The organism is Marinomonas rhizomae, assembly GCF_003315485.1.
Taxonomy (GTDB): Bacteria; Pseudomonadota; Gammaproteobacteria; order Pseudomonadales; family Marinomonadaceae; genus Marinomonas; species Marinomonas rhizomae.
Genome location: NZ_QNSE01000021.1, coordinates 1 through 12564 on the forward strand (window position 1 = coordinate 1; position 12564 = coordinate 12564).

12 protein-coding genes and 1 pseudogene are annotated in these 12564 nt (G+C 45.1%); 9 read left to right on the forward strand and 4 right to left on the reverse strand.

Features of this window, described 5'->3' with window-relative positions; all coding sequences use genetic code 11:
- Positions 1–152 (forward strand): IS3 family transposase (locus DFP80_RS19510; RefSeq protein WP_147243845.1); only part of this gene is annotated, 152 nt, incomplete at its 5' end.
- Positions 153–182: 30 nt separating this feature from the next.
- Here DFP80_RS19510 and DFP80_RS19515 read toward each other — a convergent pair.
- From DFP80_RS19515 to DFP80_RS19525, 3 genes and pseudogenes are all read right to left on the reverse strand, one after another.
- Positions 183–548 (reverse strand): annotated as a pseudogene (locus DFP80_RS19515) (amidohydrolase family protein); the annotation flags it as partial.
- A 120-nt stretch (positions 549–668) separates the two neighbouring features.
- The gene (locus tag DFP80_RS19520) at positions 669–2153 is read right to left on the reverse strand and encodes an NCS1 family nucleobase:cation symporter-1 (protein WP_175020645.1); all 1485 of its coding nucleotides are present in this window, start codon (positions 2151–2153) and stop codon (positions 669–671) included.
- A 77-nt stretch (positions 2154–2230) separates the two neighbouring features.
- Positions 2231–3475, reverse strand: a complete 1245-nt coding sequence (locus tag DFP80_RS19525; RefSeq protein ID WP_113918464.1) for a Zn-dependent hydrolase — start codon at positions 3473–3475, stop codon at positions 2231–2233.
- A 260-nt stretch (positions 3476–3735) separates the two neighbouring features.
- Between DFP80_RS19525 and DFP80_RS19530 the strand changes: the two genes are divergently transcribed.
- The 8 genes from DFP80_RS19530 to DFP80_RS19565 all read left to right on the forward strand — a co-directional run bounded on the left by DFP80_RS19530 (position 3736) and on the right by DFP80_RS19565 (position 11192).
- Entirely contained in the window at positions 3736–4383 is a 648-nt protein-coding gene (locus tag DFP80_RS19530; protein WP_113918465.1) for a TetR family transcriptional regulator C-terminal domain-containing protein, read from the forward strand.
- A 274-nt stretch (positions 4384–4657) separates the two neighbouring features.
- On the forward strand, positions 4658–5788 hold the full coding sequence (gene cofG, locus DFP80_RS19535; RefSeq protein WP_113918466.1) for a 7,8-didemethyl-8-hydroxy-5-deazariboflavin synthase CofG: 1131 nt from the start codon (positions 4658–4660) through the stop codon (positions 5786–5788).
- On the forward strand, positions 5785–6990 hold the full coding sequence (gene cofH / locus DFP80_RS19540) for a 5-amino-6-(D-ribitylamino)uracil--L-tyrosine 4-hydroxyphenyl transferase CofH (RefSeq protein ID WP_113918467.1): 1206 nt from the start codon (positions 5785–5787) through the stop codon (positions 6988–6990). Before cofG ends, cofH begins: the two co-directional genes overlap by 4 nt.
- The gene (gene cofD, locus DFP80_RS19545; RefSeq protein WP_113918468.1) at positions 6990–7949 is read left to right on the forward strand and encodes a 2-phospho-L-lactate transferase; all 960 of its coding nucleotides are present in this window, start codon (positions 6990–6992) and stop codon (positions 7947–7949) included. Before cofH ends, cofD begins: the two co-directional genes overlap by 1 nt.
- Positions 7949–8638 carry a 2-phospho-L-lactate guanylyltransferase gene (cofC, locus tag DFP80_RS19550; RefSeq protein WP_113918469.1) on the forward strand — a complete coding sequence of 230 codons (690 nt, stop codon included), beginning with the start codon at positions 7949–7951 and terminating at the stop codon, positions 8636–8638. Before cofD ends, cofC begins: the two co-directional genes overlap by 1 nt.
- On the forward strand, positions 8631–9404 hold the full coding sequence (gene cofE, locus DFP80_RS19555) for a coenzyme F420-0:L-glutamate ligase (protein WP_113918470.1): 774 nt from the start codon (positions 8631–8633) through the stop codon (positions 9402–9404). Before cofC ends, cofE begins: the two co-directional genes overlap by 8 nt.
- Positions 9401–10096 carry an NADPH-dependent F420 reductase gene (gene npdG / locus DFP80_RS19560; protein WP_113918471.1) on the forward strand — a complete coding sequence of 232 codons (696 nt, stop codon included), beginning with the start codon at positions 9401–9403 and terminating at the stop codon, positions 10094–10096. Before cofE ends, npdG begins: the two co-directional genes overlap by 4 nt.
- Before the next feature lie 91 nt (positions 10097–10187).
- Complete coding sequence (locus DFP80_RS19565) at positions 10188–11192, forward strand: TIGR03842 family LLM class F420-dependent oxidoreductase (protein ID WP_113918472.1); 1005 nt, start codon at positions 10188–10190, stop codon at positions 11190–11192.
- 162 nt (positions 11193–11354) lie between these two features.
- Here DFP80_RS19565 and DFP80_RS19570 read toward each other — a convergent pair whose 3' ends face one another.
- Positions 11355–12416, reverse strand: a complete 1062-nt coding sequence (locus DFP80_RS19570) for a helix-turn-helix domain-containing protein (protein ID WP_113918473.1) — start codon at positions 12414–12416, stop codon at positions 11355–11357.
- Positions 12417–12564: the final 148 nt, after the last annotated feature.

Below are 12564 nucleotides of genomic sequence, written 5' to 3' on the forward strand. Positions count from 1 at the left end.
AAATGTTCCATGGCGAAACCTTCGAGGACGAAGATGATCTGATCCAAGAACTTGAAGAGTATATTGATTACTACAATACGAAACGAATAAAAATGGGGTTAAATGGCCTGACTCCGGTAGAGTACCGAAATCAGGCATTGTTAGCCGGTTAATAAAGAGTCCAACTTTATGGGGTCACTTCAAAAACTGTAATTCGAGTGGGCTTTTTTCGCCCAGCCGCGCCATTTATGATAAGCATCTAATAACGATTGTTGAGGATTGGGGATGACAAAATCGATAATCGTTGTGGTACCACCCGCAAGTGCCGCGACGGTACCGGAAGCAAAGTCGTCTTTTGCTACAGTACCCATAAAAGGCAATTGCATGTGAGTATGCGGGTCAATACCGCCAGGCATGATGAGTTTGCCTGTAGCGTCAATGGTTTCAACATCCTTGGGAAGCATACTGATATCGCCAATTTCGACGATTTTATTATCCTTGCAAAGAATGTCCGCTTTGAAGGTTTCTTCGTGGGTGACTATGGTGCCGCCTTTTATTAGTAGAGTCATATACCATCCTTTTTCAAGAGAATATTTTGTGCATCGCCAGATGATTGACGATGAATAAGGATCAACGAATTAAAAATATCGACGATGCCCGAAAACATCGCCGACAAAACCAAAATAGAATTAAGATTGCAGTGCGTCAGTTTGAGCCGCAGAAGCGGTCTGCATGTTGGCAAGTACGAAGTACACAATGGCACCAGTGAACGCACCCGTAAACCAGCCATAGCTGTAGAACCAACCAAGAGCTGGCACATTCAAAGCAATGAGAGTAATCGCAACAGGTATCGCAAAAGAGATTAGCCCAGCGTTGTTAAAAGCAGGATAAAGGCTGTTTGGTGTATAGAGTGCGACCAAGTCTAAATGCTGGCGTTTGATCAAAAAGTAATCAATAATCATGATGCCAGCAATTGGCCCCAACAAGCTTGAGTAGCCCAAGAGCCAGTTTGAATACATGCCTTCTACGCTGACATCTGATTCCAATAGCCCTAATTTCTTAAGTAACTCCCAACCCATTAGCAAAATACCAATCAAACCAGTTAACAAAGCACCACGGGTATGGTTAATCAGTTTTGGCGCGATGTTTTGGAAATCGTTGGTTGGAGAAACTACGTTGGCTGCTGTATTTGTCGAAAGCGTGGCTATGACGATCAAGATCATCGCAATCGCTACCCAGAATGGGCTGTCGATTTTACCAATCAATGAAATAGGGTCAGAAATCGTTTCGCCAACCAATGTTGTAGAAGCTGCAGTTAGTACTACGCCTAAGGCTGCGAAGAAGAACATGGTCGCAGGCAGGCCAATAATTTGACCAATGATTTGATCTTTTTGAGATTTTGCGTAGCGGCTAAAATCTGGAATATTCAACGACAAGGTTGCCCAGAAACCCACCATGGCGGTTAGACCACCAAGAAAGTACCCCATGAATCCCGCTTCTTCAGGACGGTTCGCGGGTGTTGCTAAAATCTCAGTGAAAGACACCTTGCCGCCCGCCCAAACCATTAAGCCAATGGCAACGATTAATAACAATGGCGCGGATAAGGTTTCCATCCATTTGATGGATTCTGCACCGCGGATTACCACGTACATATTCAGCGCCCAGAAGATGAAGAAGCCAATCACTTCACCAACGCCGCCCAAACTTGCCCAGCCATCGGACACAGCAGACAAGAATAAATGAATCGCCAAACCGCCAAACATGGTTTGAATACCGAACCAACCGCAAGCAACTAGTGCGCGAATTAAACATGGAATATTAGATCCGATCATACCGAATGATGAGCGTAACAATACCGGAAAGGGGATGCCGAACTTAGTACCTGGATAAGCGTTAAGTGTCAGAGGGACCAGCAAAATAATGTTAGCGACGAGAATAGTGAAAAGTGCTTCCATTACTGAGAGTCCGAAGTAGGCAGTTAAGACACCACCCAAAGTATAGGTTGGTACACAAATAGACATACCGACCCATAATGCGGCGATATTCCACTTGCTCCAAGTGCGATCTTTTACTTTGGTTGGCGCTAAATCGTCGTTATACGCTGGACTTTGTTGAAGATCGCCATCGACCTCCAACTCATAAAACTCACCTTGCTTAACAGACTTACTGGTCATTTTTGCCACCTCTTCTATTTTTTGATTATGGGTATGTTTTCATTCAATGGTTCTTTGTTTTCTTCTCTTTGCATTGCTTATTTTTGATGTTCTTTAGCGATACGTTCACTGGCCTCGAGCATGGCGTGTAACAGCACATTGGCTCCAGCAGCACATTCTTCCGGGGAACTGTATTCCGCTTCGTTATGACTGATACCGTTCAGGCAAGGTGTAAAAATCATTCCTGTTGGAACAAGATCTGCCATGTAACAAGCGTCGTGACCGGCGCCAGCATAAATGTCCATGTGGCTGTAGCCGAGCTTTTCAGTGGCGGCTTTTACGTCGTCGGAAGCATTAAATTCCACTGGAGCGAAATACCAAAAAGGATCGAGATTGACTTCAACACCCTGCTCAAGGGCTATTTTTTCGCAAAACGCCACAAGCTCTTCGTGCATAGTGAGCAAAACGTCAGGTTTGGGGTTACGAAGGTCTGCACTGAATGTCACATTGCCCGGAATGGTATTGCGCGAGTTTGGCCAGACTTGCATAAAGCCCACTGTGCCCAAGCCATTTTCATGACGAAGTGCAATTGCATTCATCTCAGTAACAATGGCTGAAGCCGCTAACATAGCGTCTTTACGAAGGTGCATTGGCGTAGTGCCAGAGTGGGAAGGGCGACCCACAACTTCCACGTTGTACCAGCGAATGCCTTGACCTAATCGCACAATGCCGATGGCTTTTTCTTCGTCTTCAAGAATTGGCCCTTGTTCTATATGCGCTTCGAAAAAGGCGCCCATATGGCGGCTGCCAAGTTCCATTTCACCTAAATAACCAATACGCTCCAGTTCGTCACCGAGACGAATGCCATTGACGTCGGTTTTGTTCAGTTCGGTTTCCAGATCAAAGCGGCCAACATAAGTGCCAGAACCTTGCATTGCAGGCTGAAAACGAGAGCCTTCTTCGTTGGTCCAAACAGAGAATTCCATCGCTGTTGGCGTCTCAATCTTGTTTTCATGAAGCGTACGCAGTACTTCAACGCCAGATAGAACGCCAAATACGCCATCAAATTTGCCGCCGGTCGGTTGAGTATCAAGGTGGCTGCCAGTTCCGACAGCGGGTAAGTCATTGTTGATACCTGGACGACGAGCAAAGATGTTGCCGATCTTATCGACTTCCACAGTACAGCCACAGGCTTCACACCAAGAAACAAAAAGATCGCGTGATTGCTTGTCTAAGTCAGTTCCTGCAAGACGGTTACAACCGCCTTTTTCTGTACCGCCAATGTCTCCCATTTCCATTAAGGTGTCCCAAAGGCGTTGCTCATTGATACGTAGGTCTTGCATGGCTTGCTCCTGCTCCTGTTTTTAATACTGGCTGAAATACATTTACCAAAAGGTAAAAAATGATGATAAAAAAACACCAAAAACCTGCCTTTTAGGTCAGCAATAAGTAGGCCAAGTTTTAATCAAGTTTGTCGGGAAAGGCTCGTTTGAAGTATCTGATTGTGCTATTTTAAAATCTAATATAAAGATAATGTTTAATAAAAACAGCGTCTTATAAGATTAAAAGAAAAGAGCGTTTTTTATTTAAGGCGGATTGAATTTTGGTTGAGAAAAAAACAAAACGAACAAAACAATCAATTAATAGAGAAGAATTAGAGTCTCGTATATTGCGCTCTGCTGAAGTGTTATTTGCAGAAAAAGGTTACAGCGGTTCGTCTATGGAAGCGATTGCCGCTGCCGCCAGTATCTCCAAACAAAATCTAATTTATTACTTTGCAAACAAAGAGTTACTCTACAAACGAGTGTTAAAAGAAATGCTCGATATCTGGATAGAAAAGCTCTCCTTCTTAGAAACTCAAGGTGACACGCCCGAAGCGGTTATTCGTCGTTATGTGCGTGAAAAAATGGCACTCTCGCGGCTCTATCCGAACGGATCTAAAGTCTTCGCCCATGAAATTATAAGTGGTGCACCTGTCTTAAAAGAATACCTAATGAGCCACTTAAAACCTCAGTTTGATCGTGACGTCGTATTGGTTAAGTCATGGATAAATAAAGGATTAGTCGATGATATCGACCCTGAGCATTTATTCTTTACTATTTGGGCAGCAACACAAACTTATGCGGATTTTTCGGTACAAATGGAAGTATTGTTAGGGAAAAAACGTTTAGGTGATGCTGACTTTGAACGAGCGGAATTAGCGGTGACGGATTTCGTTGTGCGCGCTCTTGGTGCCAAAAAAAATAATTAAAAATAATTTCATAGAATTTTTCCTCTGCTATTCCAATAAATGGCGTTTTTTTATGATCAATTGAATTGTGTAAAAAAAACGCTATTTTTCATCATCTTAACCTTTTGGTTAACTTTTCTATTAACTAAACTTTAGGCCGCGAGCCCTTTATCAGTGCGTGTTTTGCACTAATAAAAACAATTTACTCTATGCAAAATGATTGCTATTAATTTTTATACCAAATGGTAAAAAACTTAATTTAATCTCTTTTAATCATTTAACGTGTGGAGTGAATATGATCTCTGATTCTGAAGCCATATCTTATGAGTTTGCTACTGGGCCAGACTTGTACGCACTCTGCCAACAAGCTGCAACTGTGCGCGATGACTCTTGGGGTAAACAGCTCACTTATTCAAAAAAAGTCTTTATCCCTTTAACGAATATGTGCCGTGATAGCTGTGGTTACTGCACTTTTGTACAGTCACCAGACTCGCCTCATGCAAATTACATGACCCCAGAGCAAGTGCTAAAAACCGCACGAGAAGGTGCAGTACTAGATTGCAAAGAAGCTTTATTTAGTTTGGGCGAACGTCCAGAAGAACGCCATCAGAAAGCTCGCGATATGTTGGCTAATTTAGGCTACGACAGCACCTTAGAATATCTGCATGACCAATGCGAAAGCGTGTTAACTCATACCAGCTTATTACCTCACGTAAATGCGGGCGCTTTGTCTTTTGAGGAACTGAAACACCTGAAGCCCGTCGCTGCCAGCATGGGAATGATGTTAGAAAATGTCTCCAACGATTTACTCAAAAAAGGTCAGGCGCATTATGCTTGCCCAGATAAAACGCCAAAGCGTCGACTCGACACTATAGAGCAAGCGGGCCGTCTTGATATCGCCTTTACCACAGGCATCCTGATTGGTATTGGCGAAAGCTGGGCAGATCGAGTGCGTAGTCTCATTGCCATTCGTGATCGCCATCTGGCCTATGGACATATTCAAGAAGTCATTATTCAGAACTTTCGTGCCAAAGCTGGAACTTCCATGGCCGATTACCAAGAACCTAATTTAGATGACATGAAACGTACCATCGCCGTGGCGCGTTTGATTTTGCCAAATGACATCAGCATCCAAGCCCCGCCCAATTTGGAAGTCGAATACGGCAGTTACATCAATGCGGGAATTAATGATTGGGGCGGCATTTCGCCTTTGACGAAAGACTTTATTAACCCAGAAAGAGCATGGCCACAGATTAGTAGTGTCTCACAAGCTTGTGAAGGGTTGGGTTATTCGTTGGCAGAACGGCTGACCATTTATGACCATTTTCAGCATCAGAACACTAAATATCTAACCCCTAATTTAACGCAACGAGTCGCGTCGCTGGTCAGCCGTGCTGCTCAAATGAGTGGAGGAGTTATCGCATGAACCTATTTCCTTTAATGTCAAACAATACCCAAGTGAGCGAATCCGTTCGATCGATCTTAGAAAAATCTCTACTGGGCGAAGAATTGAATGTCGAAGACGCTTGTGTGCTATTTGCTACGCAAGGCGCAGAAGCTCAAGCCGTTTTAGACACCGCAGACAAAGTACGCGCAAAGCGAGTGGGCGACACTGGTACCTTTGTTATTACTCGCAATATTAATTTCACCAACGTGTGTTATATGGGGTGCAGATTCTGTAATTTTGCCAAAGAAAAAGGCGACAAAGAAGCGGAGTTCCTAACCGTAGAACAAGTAGCTGATCGTGCTGAAGAGGCTTGGGAGCGCGGCGCGACGGAAGTTTGCATTCAAGGTGGGTTGCATCCAGATATTGGTCCAGATTATTACCGTGATTTGATTGTCGCGGTGAAAAAACGTGTGCCAGATATCCACATTCATGCCTTTTCGCCGTTTGAGATTTGGTATGGTTGCAAAAAAGGCCGCCTTGAGCCAGAAGTGTTTTTATCTGAACTAAAAGCCTTAGGGCTGGGGTCTATGCCAGGCACCGCGGCTGAGATTCTAGATACCGAAGTACGTAAGCAATTAACTAAAAATAAACTCACCACAGAAGAATGGGTGCGCATCATTAAAGCCGCACATTCTGTTGGTGTACCGACAACCTCGACTATTATGTACGGTCACGTGGATCAGCCGATTCATTGGGCAAATCACCTTAAACTATTACGCGATATCCAAAAAGAAACCGGTGGCTTTACTGAATTTGTTCCGCTGGGCTTTATTCATTACGAAACACGTCTATACAAGGATAATCCAGACAAGGTTCGTCCTGGTCCAACTCAAGATGAGCACTTCAAAATGCACGCTATTGCGCGCCTCATGCTGCAAGGTCATATCGATAATATTCAGGCCTCTTGGGTAAAAATGGGCCCAGATGTGGCGACCAAAATGTTGCGTTCTGGTGCGAATGATTTAGGTGGTACTTTGATGAACGAGAGCATTTCTCGTGCAGCGGGCGCAACACACGGTCAAGAAGTTTTTCCTGAAGACATGGTGGCGAATATTCAAGCCGCAGGTCTAAAAGCGGTTCAGCGCAATACGAAATACGGAGCAGTGAAAACGTATCTCCTTGAGGAAAACACCGCTAAAGCACCTTTATCGAACCGCATTGCGATTCAAGGAGTGGCGTAATGTCAGCCCTAAATATCACATTATTGGCTGGTGGCGTTGGTGGCGCGAAAGCGGCGGAAGGCTTGGCAAAAAGTCCATACGCTAGCTCAACCAAGATCATTGGTAACATTGCTGATGATGACGAATTCCACGGACTTTGGGTCTCACCAGATATTGACACGCTGATCTATTCCTTGGGCGATCAGATTGACCGTAAACAAGGTTGGGGACGCAAGAATGAAACGTATCAAGCGCTGAAAGAGCTAAAAGCCTTAGGGCAAGACACTTGGATGACTTTGGGCGATTTGGACTTAGCCACGCATGTGTATCGAACGAATTTAAAACGCCAAGGCGTTAGCGCCAGTGAAATAACCGAACAATTGGCGAAGCGTCATGATGTTTGTGTACCTATTCTGTTACCTACAGACGATGTCGTGCAAACACGAGTGAAGACACCACAAGGCTGGCTGTCTTTCCAAGAATTCTTTGTGCGTGAACATTGTCAGTCCGACGTGCTGGATATTGAATATCACGGCATTGCTGATGCTAAGCCAACGTCTCAAGCCTTAGAACAAATTGCCAATAGCGACCTGATTATCATCGCGCCGAGCAATCCTATTGTCAGTATAGGGGCCATTCTCGCTGTACCGGAAATTCAGCAAGCGGTGGAAAAGAGCGGCGCTTATATTATTGCTATTTCGCCTTTAATCAGCGGAAAAACAGTAAAAGGTCCAGCGGATAAAATGCTTGAAAGTGCTGGTAAAAGCATCGATTCAACAGGAATTTACGACTGTTATCGCACATTTTTGCAGGCCATGGTGATTGATTGCGTCGATCAAGAAGACGTCGCTTGGTTGCAAGCACAAGGTTTGGATGTGCTGGTCACACCAACGCTGATGAAAACCCCGGAAGAGAAAACGGCTTTGCTTACCAAAGTGGTTGAGTTTGCCTTGTCTTCTAAAAAGCAGAGGGCGGCCTAATGACTTCTTTTTTAACCACTTCTTATTTTGTAGACAAACTTTGCGTGGTGATTCCGATGAAATCGCCAAAACGTTCTAAGCAAAGGCTTGCGGGTAGTTTGTCGGATGCGGCCCGTGAAAGTTTGTCTTTGACGCTGTTTGAAAACACCTTGGCGTTTTTTCAACGTCACTTTCCCATGTTAGATGTGCTGGTGGTCAGCGAGTCTCTGGAAGTACTTGCGCTTGCTCAGACTTATGAAGCAAATACCTTGTTTGAAGATGGAGAAAAGGGGTTAAACGGAGCCTTGTATTTTGCTTGCGATTGGGTGAAGCAATCTGGATATGACAGCCAACTTATTGTCCCTAGCGATATTGCGGCTTTGAATCCAGAAGAAATCCTCTCTTTGCTGAAAGAGGCAGATGATGCGTCAGTAGTGATTGGCGTTGCCAAGGATGGTGGCACTAATGCCTTACTGACGTCACCGCCGGATGCTATTCAATTTGAGTACGGTTGTGATTCTGCTGCTGCTCATCGAGCTAATGCAGTGAATAATCGCTTGATTTGCCGCTGTCTGCATCTTGCCAATCTGGCGTTGGATATCGATCAGAGTGAAGATCTTAAAGTCGCCGTAATTCGTCAACCAGAACGCTTTAATGCATGGGGTGGGATTAGCGAAAAAACGCTAACAAAGGAACGCCAATATGCCTGATTCTATGAATATGTTTCGCCTGATGGGGTTGCCTGATTTTCAGCGAGGCGACGATCTTGCGCAGCAAATCATTGAAACCCTCGCGGCACAGAATCAAACCTTGGTGGCTGGGGATATATTGGTTATTGCTCAAAAAGTAGTGTCAAAAAGTGAAGGCGCTTTCGCCTATTTGGACGACATTACGCCCAGCGAAGAGGCCATTGAGCTGGCAAAAAAAGTGAACAAAGACCCACGAAAAGTCGAGGTAATCCTTTCTCAATCTACGCGTATCGTTCGAGCGATGAAACGACCAGAGCAAGAAGAAGGCGTGCTAATTGCGGAACATAAAAATGGCTACATCTGCGCCAATGCGGCGGTGGATGAATCCAATACAGATCATCCCGGACAACTCATTTTACTCCCCGAAGACCCAGACAAAAGCGCGCGAGAGCTTTGCCAAAGATTAGAAGCTCATTTTGCTTGTGACTTGGGTGTCGTTATTAGCGATACCTTTGGTCGACCTTGGCGATTGGGGCAAACCAATGTGGCGATTGGCTTGGCGAATGTGCCGGGGGTGATGCAGATGCTGGGTGAGGAAGATGCTTTTGGGCGACCATTAAGCGTGACCGCCCCGGCTTTTGCGGATGAACTTGCCGCCGCATCAGGCTTGTTAATGGATAAAAGTGCTAAATCGCCAGTGATTATTTTTCGTGGCCTATCTTGGTCAAAAACCGACAGTTCGAGCCGAGATCTTATTCGCGCTCATAATGAGGATCTTTTTAGATGAAAAATGAAGTAATTAATAGCGTCGCCATCATTGGCGGAACCGGCCCGCAAGGGAAAGGGTTAGCGTTACGTTTGGCGTTGTCTGGTGTCAGTGTGGTGTTGGGTTCACGAGATCCTGCCAAGGCAGAAGAAACCGCTAAGGAATTGGTCGCGTTATTGGCAACCAAAGATTGTCAGGCAGATATCACCGGTTTGTCGATGGAAGACGCGACCAAAGCCGCTGGCGAGCTAGTCATTTTGTCGGTGCCCTACAGTGGCCACGATGCGACTTTGGCAGCATTAGCTCCCTTATTAACAGACAAGGTGTTAGTCGACATTGTTGTGCCATTGGCACCAGGAAACCCGAAAGCTGTTGAAATGCCCGAAGCTGGCTCGGTCACTGAGTCCGCTCAAGCGCTACTGGGTGAGAGCATTCCTGTGGTTGGCGCGTTGCATAACGTGTCTGCGATTACGCTGAACGATCTATCTCGCGCTATCAACTGCGATATCTTGGTATGCGGCAATGACTTAATCGCGAAGAAAAAGGTTATGGCGCTGATCGAAAAAATGGGCACCAAAGCCTATAACGCTGGCTTGGCAGATAGCGCTCGTTGCATCGAGGCGATCACACCGATTTTGATCCGGCTGAATATTTCTAAAGAGGTGCCGTTTTCCCATGCGGGGATTCGTATCTGTCCACCCGATGAACACTAGTTTATGGCTACTGAGCTCACCAATACTTTGTTAAAAACAGACTCACACTTTGAAAAATATTAAAAAAACATAATCACAAGGGGAACACACTATGGAATTCGGTATTACGTTTAAAGGTTTCGTTAGTCCAGATCGCGCACGGAATCTTGTCCGTCAGGCGGAAGCGGCTGGCTTCACTTATTGTTGGTTTTACGATTCTCACATCCTTTGGCGTGAGTCGTTTGTTGCTATGGCAATGTGCATGGAACATACCAAAAATATGCGATTTGGTCCTTGTGTAACCAATCCAAATATTCGTGATTGGTCTTTATCGGCCAGTTTATACGCGAGCTTGGCGCATCAAAGTAATGGTCGGTTCGATATTGGTCTTGGTCGTGGTGATTCTTCCATGCGAGTAATGGGTAAAAAACCTGCGACCTTGGCGCGCCTTGCGGAATTTACCACTAAGGTAAAAGCCATGGTACGTGGTGATGAAGTGGAATATGGCGAATGCCCAGAGCCGGTTAAATTACCTTGGGCGACAGGTTACGAGTTGCCTGTTTGGATTGGTGCTTATGGCCCGAAAGCGTTGGCCACCGCTGGGGAAGTGGGCGATGGTTTGATTCTTCAAATTGGTGACCCTGATTTGGTTAAATGGTTTAAAGATCAAGCTATTGACGCTGGCGAAGCCGCTGGTCGTGACATGTCTAACTTTAAAATTCAAGCGGCAGCGCCAGCATACTTTGGCGACATGGACTATTGTATTGAACACACCAAATGGTTCCCAGCTATGGTGGGTAATCATGTTGCAGACATTGTTGAGAAATACGGCAGTGATTCGGGTTTAGTACCAAAAAGCTTAACAGATTACATCGAAAAACGTCGCGGATACGATTATTCCAAACACGGTCAAAGCGACAACCCATTCTTGGACTTTATTACCGAAGACATAGTAAAAAGTTTTTGCGTATTAGGTACGCCAGAAGACCACATTGCCAAAATAAAAGACCTTGAAGCAGCGGGAACCACGCAATTCAACATCTACCTAGATAGCGGCGACGAAGAAGAAATCATCGCAAAATACGGTAGAGAAATCATTCCCGTATTTAATGGCTAAGCTGCTGTTGTAATCATAGACCGAATAACATTCCTTCTCGAAACTACCGACTGCCTCGTCGGAATGTTATTCGCCCATGATGTTCGGTCGCCCAGGAGCGGAATTACACCGTGTAATATTTCGGGACATCGTCGATTTTATTACGACTCACTAACCTCCAAATTAAGCCGCATCAGTGTGTGGCTTTTCTTGCGTCGCGCGACGAAAAGCACTGGGCGTTTGCCCTGTTACTCGAGAAAACTCCCGATGAAAATTGGACTTCGTTTGGAAGCCTGAGTCGAGATAAATTTGAGTGATGTTTTTTGTGCTTGTGATCAACAATTGTTTTGCTCGTTCAATACGGTATTCGTTCACCACTTGTGAAATATTGCGACCGTAAGCTTGGTTAATGGCCGCGGATATTTGACGAGCAGGGATGCAGGCTTTACGAGCCAGTCGATCTAGGGTGAGGTCGGGATCCAGAAACACTTCTTTTGTGGTCAGTAATACATCGATTTTGTGGACAATGTCGTTCACTTCATCGTCGGTTAATGGATGCGTAGTCTTATCTTTTGGTTCTTCAATGACTTTTTCTGTTTGCTCGGGTGACTCGCTAACGCTGGGTGCGATGCTTAGGCTCATCATAATAACGGCCGCCGCTAGAATGGGCAGTAATACCGCATGACCAATGGTCAGAATAATCAGTGTATGGTGGCCCGAAAAGAGGGAGAAATCGATGGCCAACGCACCATCAATTACAGCGGACATTAACAACATGATGCCCGCAATTCGTTCGGCTTTGAGGGCGTTATCGATATCCGATAAGCGCACTTGCTCTGGAAGACGTGTTGCTTTGTAAGACGCTCGAATTAACCCAATACCATAAACCACATAAAGCAGTGTTAAAACAGGGTCTAAGGGTGGCCGCCAAAATGGGTAAGTGAAAGAGGCCAAGGTGACGAAAACAGGGGGCAATAAATGCCAGATTTGAAACGTTTGATGTTGGTGTGCTCTGGAAAAACAGTACCAAGCGGTAACGGGAATACAAGACGCCAAGATAGGTTGAATCAAACGAAATAACGCATAATCAAAACTCCAGCGTAACCCAACCACCGTTGTCGTCAGCGCACACAAGGCAATAAAAACAAACGCTGACTGCGTGGTTTCATCCCGACGAATAAATAACAAAATCGCTAATATAGACAGCAAGAGGGCAACCACAAAGGGTAATGGGATAGCGATCATCTTGTTTCCTTTTGGATTGGGTTATTTGTGAATAAGATCGGATTATGTCCTAAAAAGTCATCAAGGACGTCCTAAAACCCGATTTAGGACGTTATATTTTACGTAAAACCTTACTTTTAACCTTCGGTAATGTCTTATTAGGAGAAAA

Bases quoted from the DNA above. Each gene is read 5' to 3' on its own strand.
- cofD (WP_113918468.1), top strand. From the start codon at position 6,990: ATGTCAGCCCTAAATATCACATTATTGGCTGGTGGCGTTGGTGGCGCG.
- DFP80_RS19570 (WP_113918473.1), bottom strand. From the start codon at position 12,416: ATGATCGCTATCCCATTACCCTTTGTGGTTGCCCTCTTGCTGTCTATA.
- cofH (WP_113918467.1), top strand. From the start codon at position 5,785: ATGAACCTATTTCCTTTAATGTCAAACAATACCCAAGTGAGCGAATCC.
- cofC (WP_113918469.1), top strand. From the start codon at position 7,949: ATGACTTCTTTTTTAACCACTTCTTATTTTGTAGACAAACTTTGCGTG.
- npdG (WP_113918471.1), top strand. From the start codon at position 9,401: ATGAAAAATGAAGTAATTAATAGCGTCGCCATCATTGGCGGAACCGGC.
- cofE (WP_113918470.1), top strand. From the start codon at position 8,631: ATGCCTGATTCTATGAATATGTTTCGCCTGATGGGGTTGCCTGATTTT.
- DFP80_RS19565 (WP_113918472.1), top strand. From the start codon at position 10,188: ATGGAATTCGGTATTACGTTTAAAGGTTTCGTTAGTCCAGATCGCGCA.
- DFP80_RS19520 (WP_175020645.1), bottom strand. From the start codon at position 2,153: ATGACCAGTAAGTCTGTTAAGCAAGGTGAGTTTTATGAGTTGGAGGTC.
- cofG (WP_113918466.1), top strand. From the start codon at position 4,658: ATGATCTCTGATTCTGAAGCCATATCTTATGAGTTTGCTACTGGGCCA.
- DFP80_RS19525 (WP_113918464.1), bottom strand. From the start codon at position 3,475: ATGCAAGACCTACGTATCAATGAGCAACGCCTTTGGGACACCTTAATG.